At 71.1% G+C, this 25,283-nt stretch carries 25 protein-coding genes; 3 read left to right on the top strand and 22 right to left on the bottom strand.

Annotated elements, in window-relative coordinates:
* Positions 1-25: 25 nt before the first annotated feature.
* From B082_RS0119035 to B082_RS40520, 3 genes are all read right to left on the bottom strand, one after another.
* Positions 26-217, bottom strand: coding sequence for a hypothetical protein (locus B082_RS0119035; protein ID WP_018553412.1), 192 nt, complete (start codon positions 215-217; stop codon positions 26-28).
* Complete coding sequence (locus tag B082_RS40270) at positions 210-335, bottom strand: hypothetical protein (protein WP_018553411.1); 126 nt, start codon at positions 333-335, stop codon at positions 210-212. Before B082_RS40270 ends, B082_RS0119035 begins: the two co-directional genes overlap by 8 nt.
* A gap of 655 nt (positions 336-990) precedes the next feature.
* A protein-coding gene (locus B082_RS40520) for an IS630 family transposase (RefSeq protein WP_420707687.1) occupies positions 991-2,057 on the bottom strand; the annotation gives its coding sequence in 2 pieces (ribosomal slippage) (positions 991-1,608 and positions 1,611-2,057; 1,065 coding nt in all).
* Between the two features lie 189 nt (positions 2,058-2,246).
* On the opposite strand from B082_RS40520, the gene B082_RS0119015 reads away from it, so the two are divergent.
* Entirely contained in the window at positions 2,247-3,530 is a 1,284-nt protein-coding gene (locus B082_RS0119015) for a hypothetical protein (protein ID WP_078622603.1), read from the top strand.
* Between the two features lie 374 nt (positions 3,531-3,904).
* Here the strand turns inward: B082_RS0119015 and B082_RS0119010 are convergent, their stop codons facing one another.
* From B082_RS0119010 to B082_RS0118940, 15 genes are all read right to left on the bottom strand, one after another.
* The gene (locus B082_RS0119010) at positions 3,905-5,380 is read right to left on the bottom strand and encodes a 3' terminal RNA ribose 2'-O-methyltransferase Hen1 (RefSeq protein WP_018553407.1); all 1,476 of its coding nucleotides are present in this window, start codon (positions 5,378-5,380) and stop codon (positions 3,905-3,907) included.
* 41 nt (positions 5,381-5,421) lie between these two features.
* Complete coding sequence (gene mmuM, locus B082_RS36290) at positions 5,422-6,402, bottom strand: homocysteine S-methyltransferase (protein ID WP_051094637.1); 981 nt, start codon at positions 6,400-6,402, stop codon at positions 5,422-5,424.
* A gap of 14 nt (positions 6,403-6,416) precedes the next feature.
* The gene (locus B082_RS0119000; protein WP_018553405.1) at positions 6,417-7,340 is read right to left on the bottom strand and encodes an LLM class F420-dependent oxidoreductase; all 924 of its coding nucleotides are present in this window, start codon (positions 7,338-7,340) and stop codon (positions 6,417-6,419) included.
* Between the two features lie 81 nt (positions 7,341-7,421).
* A complete protein-coding gene (locus tag B082_RS0118995; RefSeq protein WP_018553404.1) occupies positions 7,422-7,976 on the bottom strand; it encodes a DUF6099 family protein in 555 nt (184 codons plus the stop codon).
* Between the two features lie 125 nt (positions 7,977-8,101).
* Entirely contained in the window at positions 8,102-8,461 is a 360-nt protein-coding gene (locus tag B082_RS0118990; protein ID WP_018553403.1) for a nucleotide pyrophosphohydrolase, read from the bottom strand.
* A gap of 93 nt (positions 8,462-8,554) precedes the next feature.
* Positions 8,555-8,974 (bottom strand): cell division protein SepF, encoded by a 420-nt coding sequence (locus tag B082_RS0118985; RefSeq protein ID WP_199783820.1) that lies wholly within the window; start codon positions 8,972-8,974, stop codon positions 8,555-8,557.
* Positions 8,975-9,082: 108 nt separating this feature from the next.
* The gene (locus B082_RS0118980; RefSeq protein WP_018553401.1) at positions 9,083-10,330 is read right to left on the bottom strand and encodes a cytochrome P450; all 1,248 of its coding nucleotides are present in this window, start codon (positions 10,328-10,330) and stop codon (positions 9,083-9,085) included.
* Positions 10,327-10,941: a GTP-binding protein gene (locus tag B082_RS0118975; RefSeq protein WP_018553400.1), complete on the bottom strand. Its 615-nt coding sequence runs from the start codon at positions 10,939-10,941 to the stop codon at positions 10,327-10,329. Before B082_RS0118975 ends, B082_RS0118980 begins: the two co-directional genes overlap by 4 nt.
* Positions 10,919-11,272, bottom strand: a complete 354-nt coding sequence (locus B082_RS0118970; RefSeq protein ID WP_018553399.1) for a DUF742 domain-containing protein — start codon at positions 11,270-11,272, stop codon at positions 10,919-10,921. Before B082_RS0118970 ends, B082_RS0118975 begins: the two co-directional genes overlap by 23 nt.
* Positions 11,269-11,694 (bottom strand): roadblock/LC7 domain-containing protein, encoded by a 426-nt coding sequence (locus B082_RS0118965; RefSeq protein WP_018553398.1) that lies wholly within the window; start codon positions 11,692-11,694, stop codon positions 11,269-11,271. Before B082_RS0118965 ends, B082_RS0118970 begins: the two co-directional genes overlap by 4 nt.
* Positions 11,691-13,040 (bottom strand): ATP-binding protein, encoded by a 1,350-nt coding sequence (locus B082_RS0118960; RefSeq protein WP_026249942.1) that lies wholly within the window; start codon positions 13,038-13,040, stop codon positions 11,691-11,693. Before B082_RS0118960 ends, B082_RS0118965 begins: the two co-directional genes overlap by 4 nt.
* Positions 13,041-13,102: 62 nt before the next feature.
* Complete coding sequence (locus B082_RS0118955; protein ID WP_018553397.1) at positions 13,103-14,101, bottom strand: MBL fold metallo-hydrolase; 999 nt, start codon at positions 14,099-14,101, stop codon at positions 13,103-13,105.
* A 326-nt stretch (positions 14,102-14,427) separates the two neighbouring features.
* The gene (locus tag B082_RS0118950) at positions 14,428-15,603 is read right to left on the bottom strand and encodes an RICIN domain-containing protein (RefSeq protein ID WP_018553396.1); all 1,176 of its coding nucleotides are present in this window, start codon (positions 15,601-15,603) and stop codon (positions 14,428-14,430) included.
* 83 nt (positions 15,604-15,686) lie between these two features.
* A complete protein-coding gene (locus B082_RS0118945; RefSeq protein WP_018553395.1) occupies positions 15,687-16,862 on the bottom strand; it encodes a Gfo/Idh/MocA family protein in 1,176 nt (391 codons plus the stop codon).
* Positions 16,863-17,234: 372 nt separating this feature from the next.
* A complete protein-coding gene (locus tag B082_RS0118940) occupies positions 17,235-18,035 on the bottom strand; it encodes a DeoR/GlpR family DNA-binding transcription regulator (RefSeq protein ID WP_018553394.1) in 801 nt (266 codons plus the stop codon).
* Between the two features lie 186 nt (positions 18,036-18,221).
* Here B082_RS0118940 and B082_RS0118935 point away from each other — a divergent pair, with 186 nt between their 5' ends.
* The gene (locus tag B082_RS0118935) at positions 18,222-19,106 is read left to right on the top strand and encodes an SIS domain-containing protein (RefSeq protein WP_018553393.1); all 885 of its coding nucleotides are present in this window, start codon (positions 18,222-18,224) and stop codon (positions 19,104-19,106) included.
* 219 nt (positions 19,107-19,325) lie between these two features.
* Here B082_RS0118935 and B082_RS0118930 read toward each other — a convergent pair whose 3' ends face one another.
* The 4 genes from B082_RS0118930 to B082_RS0118915 form a co-directional block, all read right to left on the bottom strand.
* Entirely contained in the window at positions 19,326-19,916 is a 591-nt protein-coding gene (locus tag B082_RS0118930) for a hypothetical protein (RefSeq protein WP_018553392.1), read from the bottom strand.
* 107 nt (positions 19,917-20,023) lie between these two features.
* Positions 20,024-22,795: a cellulose binding domain-containing protein gene (locus tag B082_RS0118925; RefSeq protein ID WP_346268172.1), complete on the bottom strand. Its 2,772-nt coding sequence runs from the start codon at positions 22,793-22,795 to the stop codon at positions 20,024-20,026.
* Positions 22,796-23,112: 317 nt separating this feature from the next.
* Entirely contained in the window at positions 23,113-23,514 is a 402-nt protein-coding gene (locus B082_RS0118920) for a Zn-ribbon domain-containing OB-fold protein (protein WP_018553390.1), read from the bottom strand.
* A gap of 131 nt (positions 23,515-23,645) precedes the next feature.
* Positions 23,646-24,410 carry a TetR family transcriptional regulator gene (locus tag B082_RS0118915; protein ID WP_037710467.1) on the bottom strand — a complete coding sequence of 255 codons (765 nt, stop codon included), beginning with the start codon at positions 24,408-24,410 and terminating at the stop codon, positions 23,646-23,648.
* A 109-nt stretch (positions 24,411-24,519) separates the two neighbouring features.
* Between B082_RS0118915 and B082_RS0118910 the strand changes: the two genes are divergently transcribed.
* The coding region (locus tag B082_RS0118910) for an electron transfer flavoprotein subunit beta/FixA family protein (protein ID WP_037710475.1) at positions 24,520-25,283 on the top strand (764 nt) is incomplete at its 3' end.

Raw genomic sequence — 25,283 nt, 5'->3', positions numbered from 1 at the left:
CGGGTCCGAGCTCCGTCCAAGGAGACTACTCCCGAATTGAAGTCGCGAACCCAAGCAGCATCGGCAGAATCTTCAGGGCCCGCCCAGCCTTCTTCGAGTCAGAGTGCAGGACCGCGGCCACGACACAGAACACGATCAGCCCGCCCACGACGACCTCGGCGACGCCGAAGGCACGGGTGTCGCCCTCCCAGCTATGTCGTCTCACGTTCTCAGCCATTACCGTCCTCGTCAGTGTCCGTGTCGGCGCCGCGCCCGCCGCCCGTGTCGTCCAACAGCTCCTGGACCACCAGGGCGAAAACGGCAACAACGCAGATCACATACGTGGACAACTCCACATGAGGAAGGTGTCCAGCCGCCTACCTACGTCTCGCCTGCCGAGTCGGCTTCGTAGTGCTGGGATAGAGAAGCTTCAGAGCCAGATTGGCCCACGAGACCAGCGTCAGGAGCTCGGGCACGGCCCCTGATTGCCACGCTGTCATCGGAAATGATATCTGACCAAGTGCCCCCAGACCGACCGCTATTGCTACCGGGGTGGGGTGCCTAGGGATCAGCCGTCGGCAGGCTTCTGATGCGTCGCCCGGTGCCTTCTCAGCTCAGCGCTGCCCGGCCTACCACTGGCCGGGCAGTTCGGAACCACGCCGCACGCTTCTCGCACCCCGCCATCGATCGCCGCCTGGTGCAGGTTCTGACCGCCGGGCCCGAAGCCCCTGTCGACTAGCCTTTGGACGACGCGATCACCGTGGTAGAGGGCGTTGAGATCGCCTTCCGCCTTCTTGTCGTGGCCCTGCCTGAAGTAGTTGCCGGGCCTCGCAACGGATCCACATCCACAGAAGCATTCCCCCGTGGGGGTCGGAACCTCAATCACGACTCACGCCTCCACGTCTTGAACGTCAAAACTATCAAGACATGGAGTGAGCCTGGGCAGATCTCATTCCGCAGGTTCTGTTAGCCGGGGTTACTGAGGTTGAACTCGGAATGTCGTGCTGCTGGTCAGGTGGGTCTGATGGTCAGGCCGGTCTCGGTGAGGCAGCCGTCTATGAGGTGGCTGCGGTACTGGATGTGCCGCAGGCCGCGCCGGACGGTCTGGACGAGGTGTTCTGGGGTGCTGAAAGCGACGTTGGAGAGCCAGCCGCGCCGCAGGAGGGACCAGATGCCTTCGACGGGGTTGAGGTCGGGTGCGTAGGGCGGCAGGTAGTAGATGGTCAGCCAATCGCGGGATGCGGCGAACTCCCGAAGACCTGCGGCTTTGTGGACGTTGAGGTTGTCCCAGATGAGCACGAGGGGGCCGTCGAGCTGCTGGTGGGCGGCGATCAGCAGGTCCCGGTAGTCGCGCCAGGAGAAGCTCTTGCGCCCGTCACGGTTGCCGTCGTCCCGTCGCGGCCGGTAGATCAGCCTCGATCGGTGGCCGGGTTTGTAGCAGGTCAGCGTGGCGATGGAGAGCTGGCGGCGGGAACGGCCGCGGACCCGGGCCACCGGGGTGCGGCCGCGTGGCGACCACGTCTTCGCGTGCGGCGGCGTCATGGAGAAGCCGGCTTCGTCCTCGAAGACCAGCCAGGCCCCACGGGCCGCCGCTAACCTTCCGCGCGGGGCCACACCTCCTTGACCCACCCCGCGACCGCGTCATCGTTCCGCTCCATCGCTCTGCGGGCCGGGACCTGGCAGGACCAGCCGTTACGCACCAACAGCTTCCGCACACCCTGGATCGTGTACGTCAGATGGAAGCGCCGGCCGATCACCGTCCTGACCCGGGCCAGCGTCCAGCGCTGGTCCTCCCAGCCATGCGCGGCCGGCCCCTTGGCCAGCTCCGCCTCCAGCTGAGCGAACTGCCGACCGCTCAGCCTTGGGAGGGACGCCGGCCCCTGCGACCGCAGGGATCGCGGGCCGCCCTCGGCCCACGCGTGACGCCACCGCTGGACCGAGCGGACACTCACCCGCAGATCTCTGGCGATCGCTGTACTGCCCTCGCCCAGAGCGAACCGCTCGGCCGCCCGCAGCCGTAACTCCTCGCGGAACGCCTGCCGTTCGGCGGTCAGCCCGCCCCCTTGTGGATACCGCATACCTTCGGTGATACCGCAGCCAACGGCCAGCCGTCACCCCCTACGACACCACGCGTTCAATCTCAGTACCAGTACACCCCGAGGGGTGATGTCACACCCATCATGACAGGTCAGAGGGTGTTTTCGTAGGAGGAACGGCACATGCAACCTGCCTTGTTCGACCCTCTCTGGGCGCCCAGAATCTCCGCTATGAATCACTCGGGGAAAGTCGATCAGGACGACATCGTGCGAGCGCGGAATGTGCTGCTCGCGTCGGGACGCCGCACGCCGCACGAGGAAGTCGACGCCTACCGGGTGCTCTCCCAGGTCAGCCCCGCCGCGTACCTTCCTCTCTTGGCCAGGGCGCTGCAACGTCTGAGCTACGACACCAGCGTCGGCAAGTGGCATCCGTCCTCGCTCGCGCTGTGCGAGGAGGCAGTGGCCGCTGCGCGGTCCATCGACCCGGCCGAGACTGCCCGGGCCGATGTTCTGTACCAGGCCCTCGACTCGTGCCAGCGACAGCTGTACATGGCGGGCCGACGCGCAGAAGGACTTGCCATGCGCGCCGAGATGCTCGCCATTGGCCGCGCGCAGGCCGAAGTGACCGGAAACTCCGCGGTCCAAGGACTGAAAGACTGGGCTGCCGGCCTTTCCGAGGAAGGCCGGTACGCCGAGGCTGCCGATGCCATGACCGAGTTGGTCACTGCGATCCTGCCCCACGGGCCCCGCAGTGGGGCTCTCGCCTGGTCACTCCTCGAGTGGATCGCCGCTCTCCATGACGCCGGCCGGTTCGGCGAAGCATTCGCCGCGTTCGAGACACTCGTCGGCATGGAAGCGGCCGAAGCCGCGAACGACAGCGGCCCGATAGCCTGCCATCTCTACTCGCTCATCGGGTACGCACGGATGCTCGACGCCCACGGCCGAGGCGAGCAGGCGGCTCACGTGCGGCAGGATGCACTCGCCTTGCTGACGGAGTTGGCAGACACCGGTGAGCGCAATTCCTGGAGTGGCTACCAGGCGTCGTTCTGGGCGGTGCTGCTGACCATGTCCGGCGCCGACAGCGATCGGCCTGCGTCCGATGGACCGCGTCCGCCTTCGGGGGCTGTGGCCATGCGGTGGTCGCCCGACACCAAGCAGCGCTACTTCGACAGCCGTCATGCCCTCCGTGAAGAGGTGGACGCCCTTGCTCCGCGAGCCGCTGAGGATCCGGACCGGCATCTGGCCGAACTGGTCCGCCTGCATCGGGTTCTCACTGTCCGCTCCGCCGTTTACTGGGAGCACCGCACCCATCTGTTCGTGGAGCGGGTGGGCTCCCTGTTCGACGACGGAGTGGGCCTGGCCCGTCGGCTGTCTCAGCACGACCCGGTGGAGGGACCGCGAACACTGGCGAGGATCCTGATCGACCGATCGACCTTCCACACCGCCGCCGGCGAGTTCAGGCGCGCCCTCGATGACTTCCGCCAAGCCCTGAGCTACCTGGGGGAGGCCAACTAACCCAAGCCGGCCAACGTCCGCCCCAGGACTCGTGCACACAAGCAGCTCGCGCCAGGCTGAGAGAGATCGGCCATTCCGCAACTTCCAATAGCCCGGGTTACCAGTATCGGTCACCGGCAGGACACGCCCGGCACGGGCAGCGGGCGCGGTGGGCTCGGTGGGGTCCGACGGGCCGGTGCGCGTGGTGGGTGCGGTGGGGTCCGACAGGTCGGTGCGCGCGGTGGGCGCGGTGGGGTCCGACAGGTCGGTGGGTGCGGTGGGCGCCGACGGCTCGGTGCGCCGGGTGCGTCCTGTGGGTTCCGAGGGCTCGGTGCGGCCGGTGCCTCCGGTGGGCTCGGACGGTCCGGGGGTGTGGCCGGTGTTTCCGGTCCTGGTCATGCGGCTTTCGCCTCCTTCTCGGTCTCGTCGGTCCTGGCCACCGTGAACACGGCCATCTGGGTGGGCGGACCCACCTCGGGGTCGTCCTCACCCACCGGCAGGAACTCCACGTCGTACCCGTGCCGGCCTGCCACCTCGCCCGCCCAGTCCCGGAATTCTGCCCGGGTCCACTCGAAGCGGTGGTCGCCGTGGCGGACGTGCCCGGCCGGGAGGGTCTCCCAGCGGACGTTGTACTCGACGTTCGGCGTGGTCACCAGCACGGTGCGGGGGCGCGCCGAACCGAACACGGCGAACTCCAGGGCGGGCAGCCGCGCCAGGTCGACGTGCTCGATCACCTCGCTGAGCACCGCCGCGTCATACCCCTTGAGCCGCTTGTCCGTGTAGGTGAGCGAACTCTGGCGCAGCGTCACCCGGGCGGCCTGCCGCTCCCCCATCCGGTCCAGCTTCAGCCGGCGCGAGGCGATGGTCAGGGCACGCATCGAGACGTCGACGCCGACGATCTCCTCGAACCGCGTGTCCTTCAGCAGCGCCTGCACCAACTGCCCCTGCCCGCAGCCGAGGTCGAGCACCCGGCTCGCCCCGGCGGCGGTGAGCGCCGCCAGGATCGCGTCCCGCCGCCGCACGGCGAGCGGCACCGGCCGCTCCTCGGTGTCGGCGCTCTCGTCGACGGCGTTGTCGATGCTCTCGACATCGAGGTCGTCCGACTCGGCGAGCCGTACCAGCTCCAGCCGCTGCATCGCCTCCCGCGTCAGCCCCCAGCGCCGCGAAAGGTACCGGCTGGTGATGAGCTTGTGCTCGGGGTGCTCGGCAAGCCACCCCTCACCCGCCCGCAGCAGCTTGTCGACCTCGTCGGGCGCCACCCAGTAGTGCTTGGCGTCATCCAGCACCGGCAGCAGGACGTACAGCTGGCGCAGCGCGTCCGCGAGCCGCAACTCCCCTTCCAGCACCAGCCGTACGTAGCGCGAGTCGCCCCACTCCGGGAACCTCTCGTCCAGCGGCACGGCCACCGCGTCCACCCGGGACCAGCCGAGCGGCCCGAAAAGCTTCCGCACCAGCTCGGCACCACCACGGGCCGGCAGGGCGGGCACCTCGATCCGCAGCTCCATCGGAGCCTCGGCCCGCTCGGGCATCGCCTTGCAGGCACCGCTCAGCGCGGACTTGAAGACGGTGCTCATCGCGACGGACAGCAGCGAGGAGGCCGCGTAGGGGCGGTCGTTGACGTACTGGGCGAGCGCCGCGTCGGGGGCACCGCCCCGGCCCTTGCCCTTGCCCCGCCGCACCAGGGCGACGGGATCCACCTCCAGTAGCAGCGCCGCTGTGCACCGCTCGTCGGACGCCTCGGGGTAGAAGACGTGCGCGGTGCCGTGCGAAGTGGAGAACGCCTGCGCCTTCCCGGGATGCTTGTGCAGCAGGAAGCCGAGATCGGTGGCGGGACGCTCCGGGGTGCCGGTTGTACTGATCGTCAGGAACACGCGTTTGAGTATGGTCCGGTCGGCCCCCTCCCACCAGGGAATTACCCTCCCGCCCCGCCCTCCCCTCCCTCCCCCGCTCCGCCCCCTCCGCCGAGTGCGGTGGCCAGCTCCGCGATGGTCGCCGGGCCGACCCGGCAGCAGCCGCCGACCAGCCGGGCACCGGCATCCCGCCAGGCAGCGGCCCGGCCCGGGTCGAATGTGGCTCCGCCCGCCCAGCGCCCTGCCGCGGCGTCCCAGCGCTCGCCGCTGTTCGGGTAGACGACGACCGGCTTTCCGGTGGCCTCGGCGGCCGTCCGGACGGCCGCGTCCGCGTCGGCCGGGTCGCAGCAGTTCACCCCGGCGGCGATCACCTGGCCGCACCCCGCGGCCAGGGCGAACGCCTCGTCCAGCGGCTGCCCGGCCCGGGTCCGGCCCCCGGCCACGGTGTAGGAGAGCCAGACCGGCAGCCCGCACTCCCCCGCCACCCGCAGCAGCGCCTCCGCCTCATCCATGTCCGGCACCGTCTCCAGCGCCAGCGCGTCCGGCCCCGCGGCGGCCAGCGCCTCGATCCGGGGGCGGTGGAAGCGCTCCAGCTCCCGGACCGTGAGCCCGTAGCGGCCCCGGTACTCCGCGCCGTCCGCCGTCACCGCCCCGTACGGGCCGACCGAGGCCGCCACCCAGACGTCCCGCTCCACCGCACCGGCCGCCCGCCGGGCCAGCTCCACGCTGCGGGCGAAGAGCCCGGCCGCCTCCGCCCTCCCGATCCCGCGCCGCGCGAACCCCTCGAAGCCCGCCTGATAGCTGGCCGTGATGAGCACCTGCGCACCCGCCCGCACATAGGCCGCGTGCGCCGCCTCGATCTGCTCGGGCCCGTCGGCGAGCAGCCGGGCGGACCACAGCGCGTCGGACAGATCGCAGCCCTGCGCCTCCAGCTGGTTGGAGAGCCCGCCGTCGAGCACGAGGGCCCTCCCCTCGGCGAGGACGGCCCCGAGAGGCCGGGACGGCGCCCCGGCCGCAGGGCCCGGAGCGCGGGCGGGTGACATCAGGGGCTCCTCGCTCAGGTCAGCTGGGACTGGACCTGCGCCGCGATCAGCTCCAGGTGGTCCAGGTCGTCGAGGTCGAGTACCTGGAGGTAGATCCGGGAGGCGCCGATCGCCGCGTACCGGCCGATCTTGTCGACCACTTCGGCGGGCGAGCCGGCCAGTCCGTTGGCCTTCAGCTCGGCCACGTCACGGCCGATGACGGCGGCCCGGCGAGCGACCTCCGCGTCGTCCCGGCCGACGCAGACCACCAGTGCGTTGGAGTACACCAGGTCGTCCGCGCGACGGCCCGCCGCCTCGGCCGCCTCCCTGACCCGGCCGAACTGCTTGTCACTGTCCTCCAGGCCGGCGAAGGGGATGTTGAACTCGTCGGCGTACTGGGCGGCGAGCCTCGGCGTGCGCTTCGCGCCGTGGCCTCCGATCAGCACCGGCACCTTGGCCTGCGCCGGCTTGGGGAGCGCGGGCGAGTCGGTCAGCTGGTAGTACGTGCCGTCATAGCTGAACGTCTTGCCGACCTCGGTCGCCCACAGCCCGGTGACGATCGCCAGCTGCTCCTCCAGCCGGCCGAACTTCTCCTTGGGGAACGGGATGCCGTACGCCTTGTGCTCCTCCTCGAACCAGCCGGCTCCCAGGCCCAGTTCGACACGCCCGCCGGACATCTGGTCGACCTGCGCCACCTGGATGGCGAGCACGCCGGGCAGCCGGAACGTACCGGCAGTCATCAGCGTGCCGAGGCGGATGCGCTTGGTCTCCCGCGCCAGCCCGGCCAGGGTGATCCAGGCGTCCGTCGGGCCGGGGAGCCCGTCGCCCTGCCCCATGCGCAGATAGTGGTCGGAGCGGTAGAAGGCGTCGAAGCCGAGGTCCTCGGTGGCCTTGGCGACGGTGAGGAGGGTGTCGTAGCTCGCCCCCTGCTGGGGCTCGGTGAAGATGCGAAGATCCATGCCTCCATCCTGCACCCACTCGCCCCGGTCCCCCTCTTCCGACCCCGCCCGCACGCCGCCGCCCTCCCGGGGCGGGCCGGCTCACTGGATGCCGGTGACCGGGCCTGCCGGGCCCATCGGCCCCGCCGGGCCGTGGAGCACCCCGTGCGGGCCGTCCCGCTCCCGGCCGCGGTCCCGGCGGTCCTGCCGCTCACGGTCCCGCTCGTCGAGCAGCCGGAGCATGGAGCGCACCCGGTCCGTCGACTCGTCGGCGGCGTCGATCGCCTCCATGCACTGCCAGTACAGACTCTGCTCGTCGGTCTCGCACGCCACCCCGACCAGGGCTATCCCCACCTCCCCCAGCAGCGCGCCCAGACCGGTCAGGGCCTCACGCGGGTCGGCGACCTCGGAGAGGCGGGCCGCTCGGGCGACCCCGGCGCGGGCCGCCGGGTGGTCGAGCGCGCCGCTGCTCCGGCCGCCGATCTCGCTGAGGGCGCGCGCCTCGCCCCGTAACTCCTTGGGGCCGCTCGCGGCCAGCCGGCTGCCGACCGCCTGTGCCAGGGCCTGGGCCTGCCAGGCCTCGGCGATGATGTCCGGCGTGTCCCGGCTCTGGGCCAGGGCCCGCCTGATGACCGCTACCAGCCGCTCCGCTTCCATCGATTGCCCCCGTTCGACGCGAAATCCCGCTCACCACTTCCATTACCCACAGTGAGGGCGGTGGTACCGAAAGGCCAGAGGATTTCGGAAATCTGTGGACACTCAATCGAGTGTGAATAAATCGATCACTCCGAAGAGTGACGATCTTTGCCTTCCGCCGGCCCCGGAACCGGAAAACGTCCCTCATTCCGCTCGATCTTGGCCGCCAGCGCCGCCAGCACGTCGATGCCCAGCACTTCGCAGAACTGGAGCAGATACGCCAGCACGTCCGCGACCTCGTCGGCCACCCTGGGCGCGGTCGCCGGGTCCTCCATCACCCGCTCCGACTGCTCGGGCGTCAGCCACTGGAAGATCTCCACGAGTTCCGCGGCCTCGACACTCAGCGCCGACGCCAGGTTCTTGGGGGTGTGGTACCGCTCCCAGTCGCGTGCGGCCGCGAAGGCGGCGAGCCGTTGCTGGAGGGCGCGTACGTCGAGTTCCGTCACGGCGTCAGGTCTACCAGCCGTCCCGGCCGCTCGTCGGACCGGGACGGCATCCTCCCGTACGGACTCCCGCCCCGTACGGGCTGAGGGAGAGGCCTACGCGCCCGGCACCCCCGCCGCCGTGGTCCCCTCGACCTCCATGCCGATGGGCGACAGCAGGAAGACGTTCCGGTCCACCCGGTGCATTCCGCTGCCGAGGCCGAAGACGACACCGCTGGCGAAGTCCAGGATGCGCTTGGCCACATCGCTCTCCGCGCTCGTCAGGTCGAGCAGCACCGGCACCTGGGCGACCAGGTATTCGGCGACCTCGCGGGCGTCGGCGAAGACCTGGACCCGCAGCACCACCATGCGCCGCTGCTCGGCGCTCTCCGCCTCGTCGGAGACGGTGCGGTGATCCACCCGGGAGGGCCACTCGTTGCGGCTGCGCAGCGGTACGACCTGGGCCAGCCCCTCCCACTGCTCGTCCGTGACGTCGTACCTGTCGTACCTGCTCACCGGACCACCCCGTCCGCACATCGGTCGGCGTTGTGCCGGTCGCGCTCACTGTTCATCGGGCGATTGTCCCCTCCCTCACCCGTTCGGCCTACGAGCGACACGGCTCAGGAACGGCCGACCCCGCCGGAATCATGTCCGAAGTCCCGCGGGCTCGGCGGGCGGGATGACGGGCGCGATGGTGTTGAGCGGGGTGAAGCGGATCGGCAGGTGGGCCAGCGCGCGGTGGAACGGGCCGGGCCGCCACAGCAGTTCTTCGGCCGGAACGGCGAGTTCCGCGTCGCACAGGAGGCTGGTGAGCTGTTCGATCGCCGTCATCGCGATGAGCAGGGCGGGCTGCTTGGCGGGGCACCGGTGCGGTCCGACCGACCAGGACAAGTGGGCGCTGGCCCCGGAACGGACCCCGTCGTCGAGGACGGGCGGGGCGGACTGGCCGTTGGCTGCCGCGTAGGAGACCAGGACGAGTTGCCCGGCGCGCAGCCGTACCCCGTGGAACTCGGTGTCATGGCGTGGGTAGTGGGCCGCCAGGTTGGCGATCGGCGGGTCGCGCCACAGCACCTCGTTGATCGCCTCGTGGGCCGTCATCGCGCCGCCGTGCAGCGATCCCGCGTACCGCTCGTCGGTGAGCATGTGGAGGATCGAGTTGCCGATCAGGTTGGTCATGGGGTCGTTGCCCGCGCTCATCACCAGCGTGATCTGACGCACCGTCTCGTCGTTGTCGAGCCCCGCGGGGTGGGCGAGGAAGTGCGAGGTCAGGTCGCGGCGCGGCTTCGCGCGGCGGTCGGCGACGAGGCGGGTGACGACGTCGACGAGGTCGGCGTACGCGGCGGCGGCGTCCTCGGCGGAGTTCATCATGCCGGCGATGCCGTCCACGATGCGGTCGCCGTCGTCGGGGTCGGCGCCGAACCAGGTGACGAAGATGTGCATCGGGAGCCGGCGTGCGTACTGGGCGATGAGGTCGCCGCTCCCGGTGGCGGCGAACCCGCCGATCAGCTGCCGGGCGACCCGGGCGACCTCGGCGCGCAGGACGTGGGGTTCGATCAGGGCCAGGCTGTCGTTGATGGCCTCGCGATAGCGGGTGTGCACCGCGCCGTCGCTGAACAGCGCGGTGGGGCGGTGGCCGAGCACGGGCAGCACCGGTGAGTCCGGCGGAACGGTCGCCTGCCAGGCGCGTGGGTCCTTGCTGAAGGTGTGGGTGTCGCGCAGCAGGTCGACGGCGGCCTGGTAGTCGGTGACGAGCATCGCCTCGATGTCGGGGGCGATGCGTACGGGTGCGAGCGGGCCGTGCTCGCGCAGGGCGCGGTAGTGGCCCTGCGGGTCGGCCGCGAAGGCGGGGCCGAACAGCGCGAGGGGCCTCGGCGGCGGTGCGTACGGGCTCATGAGGCGTCCTCGGGCGGCGGCATGCGGGTCAGCACGTGTTCGGCCAGCGCGATCAGGGCGTCGACGCTGCCGCGGCGTTCGCGCGCGTCGCACTGGATGAGCGGGGTCGTGGCGTCCAGGTCGAGGTGCTTGCGCAGCACCTCGTCGCTGTGCGCGGGCGCGTCGGAGAACCGGTTCACCGCGACGGCGTACGGCAGGCCCTGCTCCTCGACCATGTCCATGACGGTGAAGGAGTCGGCGAGCCGCCGGGTGTCGGCCAGGACGAGCGCGCCGAGCGCGCCCCGGGCGATGTCCTCCCACAGCGGCAGGAACCGTTCCTGGCCCGGTGTGCCGAACATGTAGAGCACCAGGTCGTCCTGGACGGTCAGGCGTCCGAAGTCGATGGCGACCGTGGTGGTGCTCTTGTCGGGGAGTCCGGCGGTGGAGTCGAACCGCGTGCTGGACTGGGTCATCGCCTCTTCGGTGTGCAGGGTGGCGATCTCCGAGAGCGTACGGATCAGGGTCGTCTTGCCCACGCCGAAGGGACCCGTGACGACGATTTTCATCAGGGTCCGGGCGGCGGCCGGCAGATAGCCGACGCCGGTCCGGTCAGGGCAGGGAGCGGAGTCCAACGAGCAGCCTCTCGACGAGCGACCGGTCGATCTCCCCGGCACTGGGTATCGGCGGTCGGGTGAGCAGAAGTCCGGTGGCCGCGAGATCCGTGGCCAGGAACAGGGTGGCGCTGACCGGCAGGTCCAGATGGGCCGCGCACTCGACGACGGTGAGCGCGCCCGGTTCCAGCAGGGCGCAGAGTCTGCGCGCCTGCGAACCGGCGTCCTCGGGCACGGCGGCGTCGGTGCGCACGAGGACGGCGAGCCGGTCGAGCGCGGGGCCGGCGGGCCGGGACCGGCCGCCGGTGACCAGATAGGCGGGGATCAGACGGCGTGCTGGGCCGGGGGTCATGGCCGGGCGGCGGTGTCCGATTGGCGGGCGGGTGCGTGCATCGCCCGGGTGAGCGCGGTGACCTGCACCTGCATCTGGTAGGCGATGTCGCCGAGTTTGGCGCCGGGTTCGGCGAACAGGGCGAGTGTCGTGTTGCGTCCCGCCGGTACGACGACGGCGAAGCCCAGGTCCGACTCGACCACCGTCTGGGCCAGTTGCGGGGCCTCGACGTCGGTGAAGGCGGTCGTGAAGGCGCGGGCCGCGGCGTGCAGGGTGGCGGTCATCGCGGCGACCCGTTCGCCGGAGGCCCGGTCGAGGCCGGGCGAGGCGCCTTCGACAAGGCCGTCACCGGTGGCGACCACGGCATGCTGGACTCCGGGAAGCTCCAGCAGCGGGGTCAGCACCCATGCGAGGTCGCCTGAGGTGGGGCTGGGGGCGCTCACGTCTCGTCGTCTCCTTGGTCGTCCTGGTGGTCGTGGGCGCCGGTGTCCGGTGCGGTTTTCCGCCCGGTGACGCTCCTGCCGTTGAGGGTGCCCTGCTGGAGGGCCGCCCAGGAAGCCCCGGCCTGTTCCGGTGTACGGGGCACCTGTCCGGCGGACGGTTCGGTGGCCTTGGCCGGTGCGGGGGTACGGCGCGGCGCGCGCCGGCGCCGGCTGGGCAGCTCGGCGGGCTCGGCCGGGCTCCGCGGCGCCGCGTCGGCGACGGGCCGGGAGGCGGCCGGTTCGGGCTGGGCTGCGGCCGTGACGGGTGTCGGGGCGAGGGCGGAGAGGTCGCGGTCCTCGTCCAGCACGGTGAGCAGGTGGGCGGGGACGCGCAGCATCGTGCGCATCCCGCCGAATGGGGACCCCTCGATGTGGCAGTCGAAGCCGTACTGCACGACGAGCCGGCCGACGACGGCGAAGCCGGTCTGCGGCGGGTCGCCCAGTTCGGTCAGGAGCACCTCGGAGGGGCCGGCGAGCAGGGCGCGGGCCCGCGCCAGTGCGTCCTCGTCCATGCCGATACCGGCGTCGTCCACGACCAGGAACGCGCCTCGGCCGCCGCTCTGCTGGATGGTGACCTGCACATCGGTGTCCGGGTGGGAGTACGCGGTGGCGTTGGCCAGCAGTTCGGCGAGGGCGATGGCGAGGGGTTCGGCGGCGCGGGCGACGAGCGCGAGCCGTTCGTCGCGCAGGTGGTTGGCGACCTTGATCCGTTCGTAGCCGGCGACCCTCGACTGGGCTCCGAGGACGATCTCGACCAGCGGGGAGTTCTGCCGGGCGAGGCCGGGCCAGGCGTCGCAGAGGACGGCGGTGGACTGGGTGCGGCGCAGCGCCAGTTCGTTGCGGAAGTCGAGCTGGAGGATGCGGGGGTCGTCGTACTCGTGCTGGAGTTCGTGCAGGAGTTGCTGCGACTGGTTCAGCAGGGACTGGATCTTGGCCGATGTGCCGCGCATCGCCGCGCGGGCCGCCGCGTCGACGCGTCCGCGCTCCTCCAGGACGGCGGTGCGGGCGGCCTGGACGGCCTCGGTGAGCAGCAGGGCGGCGCCGCCGTCGACCTCGGCCGCCTCGCGCAGTCCGGGGACGGAGGCGCTGGAGTGGGAGAGGGCGAGGACGGTGGCGGGTATCCGCTTGCGCGCGAGTTGTCTGATCTCGTCCAGGAGGGCGGCGGTGCGGGCCTCGGCGGCCTTCGACTGGCGCTCGGCGAGTTCGGCGCGGGTCAGGGCCTGCTGTTCGGAGAGGCCGGCCCGGTACGCGCGCGAGGCCGCCGCCACCGCGACGACGACGGCGATCACTGCCACGATCCATGCCATGCCGTTACCGTGTTTCTGTCGTCGGGGCGGTCCGCCGGCGGGCGCGGTGCGGGACCGCGCGGTCAGCCGGCCGCGCCGGCCGTCTCACTGGCCTGCTCCACTTCGTGCGCGACCGTGGCGACGTCGGTCATGACCTGGACCACACTGGGCCGTTCGGAGCCGTCGAGCTGCCGGTACTCGCTGCCGATGGTCACCACCAGCCGCTCGGGCAGCCCCAGACCGGGGTAGCGGTTCTCGGCGATGACCCGGCGGGCCGCGTCGATGGACGGGACGCCGGCGGCGTGGAAGTGGTGGGCGCGCTCGCGGATGTGTGCGAGGTAGCCGATGTGCTCCCGTACCCCGGCCCGGTCCAGTACGGGGCCGTGGCCCGGGACGATGGTCTCGGCGCCGGTGGCGAGGACCTGTTCGCAGGCGCCGATGATGTTGCTCAGCGGGCCTTCCCAGTGGATCGGGTGGTCGCCGGGCTGGTCCGGGGACGAGGAGAAGATGATGTCGCCGCTGAAGACGACGGACTGGGCGGGCAGATGGACCATCAGGTCGCCCGTGGTGTGCGCGGGTGCGAGCGAGGTGATCTGCACGGGGTAGTCGCCCAGGCTCAGTTCGAGCTCGCCGGTGAAGTAGGTGGTCGGGCTGACCGGCTCGGTCCGCGACCAGTCGAAGGGCCCGAAGTGCCGTCCGAGGTAGGCGCCGAGCGGGGTGGACCGGTCGCCGCCGGTCACGAGCGCGTGCTGCTGCTGCGGCGAGGGCTCGTAGTGGATGTGCTCCCTGGCCTCGCGCGTCACGATGATCTCGGCGTCCGGGAGCACGCCCGCGCCCCAGAAGTGGTCGCCGTTGGCGTGTGTGACGATCACCCGGTCGATGGAGACCCCGTCGGGCAGCCGCTTGGTGCTCTCGGCGAGGAACTGGCCGGCGAGGACCGGATCGTACGGGGTGTCGATCCAGAGCGCACCACGAGGCGAGACCAGCAGGCCGCAGTTGGCGAGCCCCCAGCCACGCTTCGGCGGGAGCCATGCGTACAGGCCCCGGCCCAGGTCAACGACGTCCCCAACCGTGATCGACATGGACGCGATTATGCCGACCGCTTTCCGGCCGCGCGTTCGAACCCTGCTATCTGGACACACGATTGGCGTGAAACAGCCCTTGACTGGCCTCCTGGGTCGTCGGCCGGTGACCGTATGAGAGCACGCGAGCCCGTCACCGTACGGAATGTTCCGGGCGTTCCGGCGGGAAAGGCATGGGCTCGACCACATCCGTCACCGACAGGCGACGGGCCGCTGTCAAACCGGGAGGGGTCGATTACCCACCGAGCATGGCCGAAAACAGTCGCCGCAGCTCCCCGATGGAACCGCCTGGGGCGGTCCTGCGGGGAGCTGCGGCTCGGATGCGCCTAGTACGTCGCCGGCGCGTTCCACTGCTGGTTGGCGCCGCCCGCGCAGTCCCACAGGTTCAGCGCGGTGCCGTCCGTGATGTCACCGCCGGGGACGTCGAGGCAGCGGCCGGACGCCTTGTTGACGAGGGTGCGGGCGCTCGTGCCGTACGTCCACTGCCGGGCCGGGTCCGTGACGGCGCCGCCCTCCCCCGTACCCGCGCAGTCGCGGACCCGTACGGCCGCGCCGTTGCCGGTGCCTTCGGCGGTCAGGCAGTAGTCGGACGGCAGCCGAAGCGTGCCGTCGGCCGCCCGCACCCAGGCCTGGTTCGCGCCGCCCGAGCAGGGGAAGATCCCTGCCACCGCCCCGTCCATGACGCCACCGAGGGCGTCCAGGCACTTTCCGGCCTGGCCGGTCACCGCGCCGCGCACCGAGTTGCCGATCGCGAGGTTCTGGACCGTGGAGTCGGCGGCGACGTCCGTCCGGGTCATCGACGCACAGGCGTTGCCGCTGTCGGACGTCCCCGAGACCGAGGCGGTGACCGTCCCGCCGTTGCCGGTCGGCACCCCGAACCGGGCGTCGCTGAACGGCTGGTCGTAGCAGGTGGCCCGGGGGTCGTTCCACTCGAAGTACTCGGTCCAGTCGACCATGCCGGTGGGTGAGATGGCGGTGGCCGGGGTCTTGATGGAGCCGAGCTTGTACGCGGTGCCGGTGGCGGTGTCCGTGACGGTGGCGCCGAACCAGCCGTCGCCCTCGGCGGCCACCTCGAACGTGTAGCGGTGGCCGGCGGTCCAGTCGAGGTTCATCCGGCAGCTCATGCCCTCGCCCTCGCCGCCGAAGCCCTGGCACCAGCTGCCCGTGGAGCCGGACTTCGCCTCGGAGACGTCCCAGACGGAGAACAGGAGCGTCCGCTTCGAACCGCCGTTGGACTGCGTCCCGAGGTAGGCGCCGTTGCCCTTGTCGAAGCCGAACTGGTGGCTCCAGAAGACGTTGGCCCGGTAGCCGGGGTCGTGCTGGACGGTGGTGGACCAGGTGACGTCGGTCAGGACCGGGGCGCCGGAGAAGGCGTAGTTCGTGTAGGTGCCGGGAGTCGTGCCGAGCTCCGCGGCCTGGGTGGGGGGAGCCGTGCCGAGCAGCGCGAGAGCGGCCGCGGCGACGGTGGCGGTGGTGGTGGCGAACAAGTGGCGCAGTTTCATGCGGTACACCTGCTTCTGATGGGGGGAAGGGGGCTCCGGGCCGGGGCCGTGCGGCCCCGGCCCGGTCTTTCCCGGTCAGATCCTCAGGAACGGACCTGGCCGCGTTCGAAGTACGCGACCAGCTCCGGGTCGAGGGCCGGCACCTCGTGGGGCGCACCGCCCTCGCGCAGGGAGCGGGTCGCGAGGACGCCGGCGGCGACGCTCATCCGGGCGGCGACCGGGGAGGTGTCGGTGACACCGCCGTCGCGCACGAACCGGCAGAACTCCTCCATGATCCGGCCGTCACCGCCGCCGTGGGAGCCCTTGGCCTCGGGGACCCGGTAGGTGATGTCGGCGTCGGCGCGGTAGCCGCTGGGGCCGGTGTTCCAGACCTTGACCTCGTCACCGGGGCCGTCGCCGAAGTTCTCCAGGCGGCCCTCGGTGCCGATGACGGTGTAGTTGCGCCAGTAGTCGGGGGTGAAGTGGCACTGCTGGTAGGCGGCCACGACGCCGTTGTCGAGCTGCATGTTCATCACCGAGACGTCCTCGACGTCCACGATGTGGTGCAGGTCCTTGCGGGCGGTGGGCGGCCAGTCGAACTCGCGCAGCCAGTTCTCCGGGCGCGGGGTGTCCGGCTCCCGGCGCGGCAGACCGCCATAGACGAGCAGGTCGCCCAGCGCGTTGACGCGCCGCGTGTAGCCGCCCGCCAGCCAGTGCAGGACGTCGATGTCGTGTGCGGCCTTCTGGAGGAGCAGACCGGTGGTCCGGGTCCGGTCGGCGTGCCAGTCCTTGAAGTAGTAGTCCCCGCCGTAGCCGACGAAGTGCCGCACCCAGACGGCCTTGGGCTCGCCGATGTCACCGCGCGCGATGATGTCACGCATCAGCCTGACGACGCCCATGTGGCGCATGTTGTGGCCGACGTAGAGCCGGGACCCGGTCTCGTACGCGGCGCGCAGGATCGCGTCGCAGCTCTCGACGGTGATGCCGAGGGGCTTCTCCACGAAGACCGCCTTGCCGGCCCGCAGGGCGTCGACGGCGATGGCCTCGTGGGTGTCGTCCGGGGTGGCGACGATGATGGCGTCCAGGTCGTCCCGGCCGAGGAGGAGCTTGTAGTCCTCGACCGCGATCCCGGCGCCGAAGCGCTCGGCCTCGCGGCGGCGCACCTCCGGGTCGAGGTCGCAGACGGCGGTGATCGCCGATCCCCTGCCGGGGTGGTGGGCGGACATCGCGATGGACCGGCGCAGGCCGAGCCCGATGACACCGAGTCGCAGGTCTGACACGGTAGTCCCTTCTGTTGGTGCGGGTCGTGCGGGCGGAGACCGCTTACCGGTGAGCGGGGCCTCGAACTCGCTTTGCCATCGTCACAGGTACCTCCGGGGCCGGTGGAGCGAGAGAACGTCCCGCGGACGTGGAGGGCGGCGCGCACGTCGGAAGGTGCGGCCACGGCCCTTCGCGACGACAGGCACATAGTTCACGACCGCGCGCCCCGATGGCAATAGTTGTTCATTTCACGGATGCAACAAACATTTTCAGGCAGTGCCGTTGGGCGCATCGCGCATGATCCAGCACGCCGGGCAGGAGGGGCACACAGCGGACGGCGGGCCGCCGCACACGGATGCGCGGCGGCCCGCCGTGGGATGGCGCGGGCGGGCTCAGACGGCGACGACCGTGACGCCGGCCTCCGTGAAGCGGGCGGAGGCCTCGGGCGTGATGCCCCGGTCGGTGACCAGGAAGTCGACCAGGGAGAGATCGCAGACCCGGGCGAACGCCCGCTTGCCGATCTTCGACGAGTCGGCCGCGACCACCACGCGCTGGGCCTGCTGGGCGAGCAGGCGGTTGATGCTGGCCTCGCCCTCGTGGTGCACGTAGGCGCCGCGCTCGGTGTCGATGGCGTTGACGCCGAGGACGGCCACGTCCAGCGTGATCTCGCCCAGCACCCCGCTGGCCAGCGGGCCGGTCAGCTCGTACGACTGGGGCCTGGCGACGCCGCCGGTGACCACCATCTTGATCTGCGGCCGGATCACCAGCTCGTTGGCGATGTTGAGGGCGTTGGTCACGACCGTCAGCGTCGGCTGCCCGGCCGCTCCGCCCGCGCCCTCGCCCACCAGGTCCGAGCGGACGGCGAGCGATCGGGCGACCTCGGTGATGGTGGTGCCGCCGGTGAGCCCGACCACCTCGCCGACCGCGACCAGTTCGGCGACGGCACGGCCGATGGCCTGCTTCTCGGGGGCGTTGCGGCCGGTCTTGTACCGCAGGGCCAGCTCGTAACTGACGCCATGGGCGACCGCGCCGCCCCTGGTCCGGGTGAGCAGTTGCTGCTCGGCGAGCTGGTCCAGGTCCCGCCGGATCGTCGCCGCCGAGACGTCCAGCGTCTTCGCGGCGTCCTCGACGTCCACCCGGCCGTTCTTACCGACGAGTTCCAGCAGTGCGTTCCACCGGGAATCCCTGGACAAGAGACTTCTCCTCACAGACCCGGGCTGCGTGCGCCCATCCCCTTGGGCGCGATCACCGGACAGGGCGCAAGCGTCGCACAAGGCTCAGGCGAGTCAAGTCCTCTGCAAAGAGGATGCTTGATAATGCTCGCTCATCGCGGGTAGCGTGCGTAAACGAGCATCCCATCACCAGTACGGAGTGCAAAAGTGTCATTTGTCGAGATCGAGATCGCCAGTCAGCCGGAGTGCTGGCGCCGCGCCGCGGAGCTGGCCCCGAGTCACGCGGCCGTGCTGCCCGCGCCCGGCGAGCGCGTCGCCGTGGTCGGCTGCGGCACCTCGTTCTACATGGCTCAGGCATACGCCGCGCTCCGTGAGGAGTCCGGGCAGGGCGAGACCGATGCCTTCGCGGCCTCGGAGTTCCCCACCCGCCGCCGCTACGACCGGGTCGTGGCGCTCACCCGTTCCGGCACCACGACCGAGGTGCTCGAACTCCTCGGCCGGCTGCGCGGGACCACGCCCACGGTGGCCATCACGGCCGACCCCGGGACCCCGGTGATGACCGTCGCGGACGCGGTCGTCGTCCTCGACTTCGCCGACGAACAGTCCGTCGTGCAGACCCGGTTCGCCACCACGCTGCTCACGCTGCTGCGCGCCCACCTCGGCCTGCACACCGACGCGGTGGCCGGCGACGCGGAGAGGGCACTCGCCGAACCGCTGCCGGAGGGCCTGGTGGACTGCACCCAGTTCACCTTCCTCGGGAGCGGCTGGACGGCCGGCCTCGCCAACGAGGCGGCGCTGAAGATGAAGGAGGCCTCGCTCTCCTGGACCGAGTCGTACGCCGCGATGGAGTACCGCCACGGCCCCATCTCCATCGCCACCGACTCCACCGCCACCTGGATGTTCGGCGCCGCCCCCGACGGCCTGCGCGAGCAGCTCCTGGAGACCGGCGCCCGCTGGGTGGAGAGCGACCTGGACCCGCTGGCCGACCTGGTCCGCGTCCAGCGCCTGGCCGTCGCCCGCGCCACCGCCCGCGGCCTCGACCCGGACAGCCCGCGCCACCTGACCCGCTCGGTGGTCCTCGCGGACGCCTGAGCGGCAATCGGCGGCGCGAACCTCGTGGAACGCACCGCCCGCCTGTCCGCGCCGACGCCGGGCACCGCCCCGGGCTGCCCGGGGAGGGGCCCGTCGCCGCCTCGGACCGCTTCCGGTACGGGGGTTCGCCCGCGGCCGACGCGGCGCTCGGGGCGTCCGCGTGGCCGCACCTGCTGGTGGCGCCGCGCGGGCCGGGTCAGGCCATGGCCCGAGCCCGGGTCAGGACTCCTCGAAGTAGGCGTCCAGGACCGCGTCGAAGCCCTCCGTCCACTCCTTGAGGCTGCCGCGGGACTCCGCCTCGACCTCCGCGTTGAACCAGCGCTTGGTCGACAGGTGGACGGTGACGGTGAACCGGCGGCCGAAACGGGCCGGCTTCAGCTCGACCGCGCCGATCTCGTCCCAGCCGAAGTCGGCCTGCTGGTCGTCGAGCGTGAACCGGACGCCGGCGCGGCCCGCGGAGATCGAGCCGCGCCGGTCGCTCACCTCGAACGAGGGCCCGCCGTCGGCCTCTTCGCCGTCCTCGTCGTTCCCGGCCGCCTCGCCGGCCTCGTCCCTAGCGGCCTCCTCGCCGGCGTCGGCCGTCGCTGTCTCCCCGGCCTTCTCGTCGTCCGCCGCCGGCCCGTCGTCGGGCTTCGCGTCGTCGGGCGCCGGCTCCGTGACGGCGTCGGCGGCTGCGGGCTCCCCGGTGCTCTCCGGCTCCTCCTTCTCCGCCGTCGCGGCGGGTCGGGGGGCCGTGAGACCGGGGATGTACGCCGGGTCGGTCCCTGCGGCGTACGCGGGCTGAGTGTTCGGATCTATGCGCTGCTCCACGGCGGGCAGTATGGCCGACGAACCTGTACAGGGCCAGTAAGAGCGTGTCGAGGGGCGGGCCGGCCTCGCCCGGCCCGCCCCTCACCCGAAGGCCACCGCACCCGGTATCAGCCCGTGGCGCAGACCTCGTCGCCCAGGGCGAAGTCGTCCGGTGGCGTGTTTCCGCCCGTCAGGGTGCCGGTGAAGCCGAAGCCCGCCGAGGCGCCCGGCGCCACCCTGCCGTTCCAGGAGACGTTGGAGACCGTGACCTTCGTCCCGTCCTGTGCGGGGGTCGCGTTCCACATCTGGCCGACCCGCTGCCCGTCCGGGAACGTCCAGGCCAGCTCCCAGCCGTCCAGCTCCGTGCCGCCGGTGTTGGTGAGGGTCACCTCGGCCTGGAAACCACCGGCCCACTCGTTGGTGACCTCGTACGTCACCGAACAGGCGGCGTCACCGGGCGGGTTACCCGGGTCGGTGCCGGGGTCCGTACCCGGGTCGGTGCCGGGGTCCGTACCCGGGTCGGTGCCGGGGTCCGTACCCGGGTCGGTGCCGGGGTCCGTGCCGCCTCCGTCGCTGTCCGAGGACTCGCCGTACATGATCCCGCGCCCGTTGGTCGAGACGTACACCCGGCCGTAGACGCGCGGGTCACCGGTGATCGAGGCGCCGGTCCAGCCCCACTGGTGCGCGTCGTCGTTGATCCGGGTCCAGTTGGCGCCCGCGTCGGTGGAGCGGAAGATGCCGCGCACCCCGTCGATCTTCGCGGTGACGAAGACCGTCTGGTACGAGGCCCCCGCCGCCGCCTTGCCGAAGCCGACCGAGTCCGCCTCCTCGACGCCGGTCAGCTCGGTGAAGGTCGCCCCCGAGTCGGTGGAGTGCCACAGGCCGTACGCGCCCGTCGCGCTGCCGCCCGCGAGCCACACATCGCCCTCGGTGCCCGGCACGGCCTGGAAGCGGACGTTGCCCTCGGTGGGCAGGCCGCTCGACGCCTTGGCCGTGAAGGTCGCGCCGCCGTCCGTCGAGAGGTAGAAGGTGCCGGCCTTGTACCCGTAGAACTTCTTCGGGTTCTTCCGGTCCGCCTCGACCGCCGCGCCGTCCGGGATGCCGGTGGACGCGGTCCACGAATTCCCGTACCCGGTCGTGTGGTGGACGCCCGTTCCCTCCGGGCTCCATACGAAACCGCCGGCGTCGGCCGCCGCCGCGACCGTGCCGCCGCCGGTCACCCCGGAGGGCTCGGAACCCTGGAACCAGTTGGAGCCGTTGTCCGTGGAGAAGCCGATGTGCGGGGTGTCGTCGGCGCTGCCGACCCGGACGACCGTGTTCGGGCTGGTCCCGGCGAAGTCGATGCTGGTGGTGGAGGTGAGGTTCGGCGAGGTGAACATCATGTCCGGCACGGCGTCGAGATCGGTGTGCCGGAAGCCCCCGATGTCACCGAGCGCGCTGAGCAGCGGCGCCCCGGACGGCGGGCTCGCCAGGTCGTTGACGGCGGTCTCCTCGATCCCCCGCACCATCGGGGTGATCTCGAACTGGCTGCCGGCGTCCCAGTTCGTGAGGTTCTCGGTGCCGTAGACCGTCGCGCCGGTGCCATACATCATCCGGTCCGAGTCGAACGGGTCGATCTCCAGCGCCTCGGTCATCCAGCCCAGCTTGGGCGTGGTCTCCGGCGGCGAGGGATTGGCACCCCAGGTCAGCCACGGCACCGAGGAGACGTCCTGGGTGAAGCGGTCGGTGCGGTTGGGGTAACTGCTGTAGTCCCAGGCCTGGGTCCAGGTCGCCCCGCTGTCCGTGGAGCGGAAGATCTGGGTGTCCGGCCACCAGGAGCTGTACGCGGTCGCCATCACGGTGCCCGGGTGCTGCCGGTCCACGGTCAGCCCACTGAAGCCGTAGTAGGTGTCGGCCTCGGCGACGGGGCTGACATCCTTCCACTCGCCCGTCGCGGTGGTGTAGCGCCAGATCTGCCCCTTGGCGCCGTCGTAGGGACCGCCGGTGTCGCTGAGCGTCAGATAGAGGTAGCCGTTCTCGGAGTCCAGTACGCCCTTGTGCGCCAGGTATCCGGTCGGCTGTCCGGCGATCCGCGACCAGGTGGTCCCGCCGTCCGTGGAGCGGTAGACGGTGTTGTCCTTGTCGGCGACCCCGACGTAGATGTCCTGCGTCGCGCCGCCCGCGCTGCCGGTGCGCTCGTCGAACGTCACCCAGACGATGCCCTGGTTGTCGTTGCCGTAGCCGCTGGTGTCGGTCGGGTCCTGGGAGTAGTTGCCCGGGTTGGGGAAGGCCGTCACCTCGGACCAGGTCGCACCGGAGTCGGTGGACCGCCACAGACCGTTGCCGCTGGGCGCGCCGAGGTACAGCACGGAGTTCTTGTTCGGGTCGACCGCGAGCCGCTCGCCCATGCCCCGGCCCGGCATGTTGCCGCCGAGCTTGAACGGCAGCGTGCTCGCCTTCCAGCTGGCGCCCCGGTCCGACGAGCGCAGCACCGCGCCGTTGGTGGGGTCCCAGTCGTTGGTGTACGTGCCCACGGCGGCGTACACATTGTCCGGATCGACGGAGTCCGAGGCGAGGCTCACCACGCCGGTCCAGCCCCAGTGGTCCCAGTCCACCCAGTCCAGCAGCGGCGTCCATCGCTTCCCGGACTGGTCCCAGCGGTAGGCACCGCCGATGTCGGTGCGGGCGTAGGCGAGGTTCTTCTCCGACCGGTTGAAGACGATGCCCGGGACGAAGCCTCCGCCGTCGATGCGGACGTTCTTCCAGTCGTACGTGTCCGCCGCGAGGGACACATCGGATGCCTGGGCAGTGGGGGTGGCATCGCCGGCTCTCGCCGACGCCGGGGCACCGGCGGCGAAGAGCCCGGCGGTGAGCGTGAGTGCTGCCACCAGAGTGGCAAGGGATCTTGCGCGTGAGCGCACGGGAACGTCCTCTCCGAACAGGACCGCCGACAACGGCGGTAAGGGGGTGAACGGATGTGGGAGCGCTCCCATTTCGCGTCCCGATGGTAGCGGCGACGCCCCCTCGGGAGAAGGGCGGGCGCAAAGTTCATCGGATGAATCAGTTGGACGTCCGCTTTGCCGCCCGGCGGCCCGGCACCCTGCGGGCAACCGCGGGGTGGGCGTACGGGACCGCGCACCTCGGCCGGCGGCGAACCGCATACCGGGGCGTCCTCGCCGTGCCCCGCCATCCGGAGGCGTGACCGCGGCCACGCCTCCGGCGGAAACGGCCCGCCCGCTCAGTACCAGCCGGAGGAGCCGGGAGGGTCGCAGAGTTCGAGCACCACTTCGCCGGCCTCGGAGGTCCTGCCGCCGACCGGACGGACCCGGTCGCCGACGTTCACGAGGTGCGGGGCCGCGCCCACGATGCGGCACCGGTAGACGAAGCCCTCGGGGAAGCGGACCAGGGACTCGTTGCGCATCACCCGCGAGTAGCGGTTGACGACGTTGGAACGCACGACGACGCCGTATCCGTCGCTGCGCTCCGATTCGAGGTCGCTCGACGCGCAGACGGGGCACAGGAGTTTGCGGAACGAGGCCGTGCCGCACCACCGGCACACCTGGTAGACCAGCCCCTCGTGACTGTCCGGCCGTACTGCCTCACGGGCCGGCGGCCCCACGTCGATTCCGGTACTGAACACGTTCCGCCTCCCGCGCTCGACTCGGCCGCGCCGCACCCTCGGCGACGGCACACCGGCACCGTATGGCACTTAGTTCCACGAAGTAAAGGCACTGAGTGCCGCGAAGAGGTGATGTGGCTCTCCTCGGGCCGTCAGGCGGTGCCGAGCGCGGACTCGATGTGCTGGACCACGCGCCACATCGGCGCCCCCTTGCGCGCGACCATGACGATCACCTCGTCCTCGCCAACGAGGGCGGACGGGGCCGGGGCGGTGGCGACGGGGGCGGGTTGTGGCGCCCGGGTGACGGGGCGTATGTCCGCCTCGCTCCACACCGCGCGCACCAGCTCCAGCGCCCGGTCCACCTCCGCCCCCGCGTCGCCCTCGCCGCCCGAACGCAGCCAGGACCGCAGCCCGTTGTTGTGCGCGGCGACGACCGATGCCGCGATCACCTCGGCCCGCAGCGCGGCGTCCGACGGAGCGTCCGGGGCCTCGGCCCAGCGGCGCTCCAGGTAGCCGGCGAGGGTCCGCTCGTAGCGGCGCACCACGGAGAGTTCGTAGGTGCGCAGGCCGGGCACCTCCCGGGTGAGCCGGTAGCGCTGTACGGAGAACTCCGGGTTCTCCGCGTACATCCGCAGCACCAGCCGCGCCGCGTCGCACACCGTGGCGACCGGGTCGTCGTCGCCCGCGTCCGCGAGGAACGCGGTCATGTCCGCGAGGCAGCGCTCGTGATCGGGGAAGACCGCGTCCTCCTTCGAGGGGAAGTAGCGGAAGAAGGAGCGCCGCCCCACCCCCGCCCTCGCGACGATGTCGTCCACCGTGGTCCGCTCGAACCCTCGCTCCATGAAGAGCCCGAAGGCCGCCTCGGCGAGCACGTCACGCATGGGGGGCTTCTTGGCCGGTCCGCGGTCTTCGGTCATGCCGGAAACGTAACACCGAAAGCGCCCCTCTGACACTGGGTACCTTTACGCAGGGTACTGAGTGCCATAGGATTCCCGCAGGACACCACCAGGTACAGGGAGAGCCGGCGTGAGCTTGAGGATCGTTGTCTGTGTGAAGTACGTGCCCGACGCGACCGGTGACCGGCATTTCGCCGATGACCTGACGTTGGACCGTGAGGATGTCGACGGTCTGCTGTCGGAGCTGGACGAGTACGCGGTCGAGCAGGCGTTGCAGATCGCGGATGCGGCGGACGATGCGGAGGTCACCGTGTTGACGGTGGGTCCGGAGGATGCCAAGGACGCGTTGCGCAAGGCGTTGTCGATGGGTGCGGACAGGGCGGTTCACGTCGAGGACGACGATCTGCACGGTACGGATGTGATCGGTACGTCGCTGGTGCTGGCGAAGGCTGTCGAGGNGACGGGTTACGACCTGGTGATCTCGGGGATGGCGTCGACGGACGGGACGATGGGTGTGGTTCCGGCGCTGCTGGCGGAGCGGCTGGGTGTGCCGCAGGTGACGCTGTTGTCGCAGGTGTCGGTGGAGGGCGGTGTCGTCCGGGGCCGGCGTGATGGTGACAGTGCGTCGGAGGAGCTGGAGGCGTCGTTGCCTGCGGTGGTGTCGGTGACCGACCAGTCCGGTGAGGCCCGGTATCCGTCGTTCAAGGGGATCATGGCGGCGAAGAAGAAGCCGGTGAAGTCCCTGGACCTGGACGACCTGGGTATCGACGCGGACGAGGTGGGTCTGGCGGGTTCCTGGACCGCGGTCGATTCCGCGGCCGAGCGTCCGGCCCGCACCGCGGGCACGATCGTGAAGGACGAGGGCGAGGGCGGCAAGCAGCTGGCCGAGTTCCT

Origin of the sequence: Streptomyces sp. ATexAB-D23, assembly GCF_000373645.1 — a bacterium.
GTDB classification, from domain to species: Bacteria; Actinomycetota; Actinomycetes; order Streptomycetales; family Streptomycetaceae; genus Streptomyces; species Streptomyces castrisilvae.
This window is presented reverse-complemented; position numbering and strand designations above follow the sequence as displayed.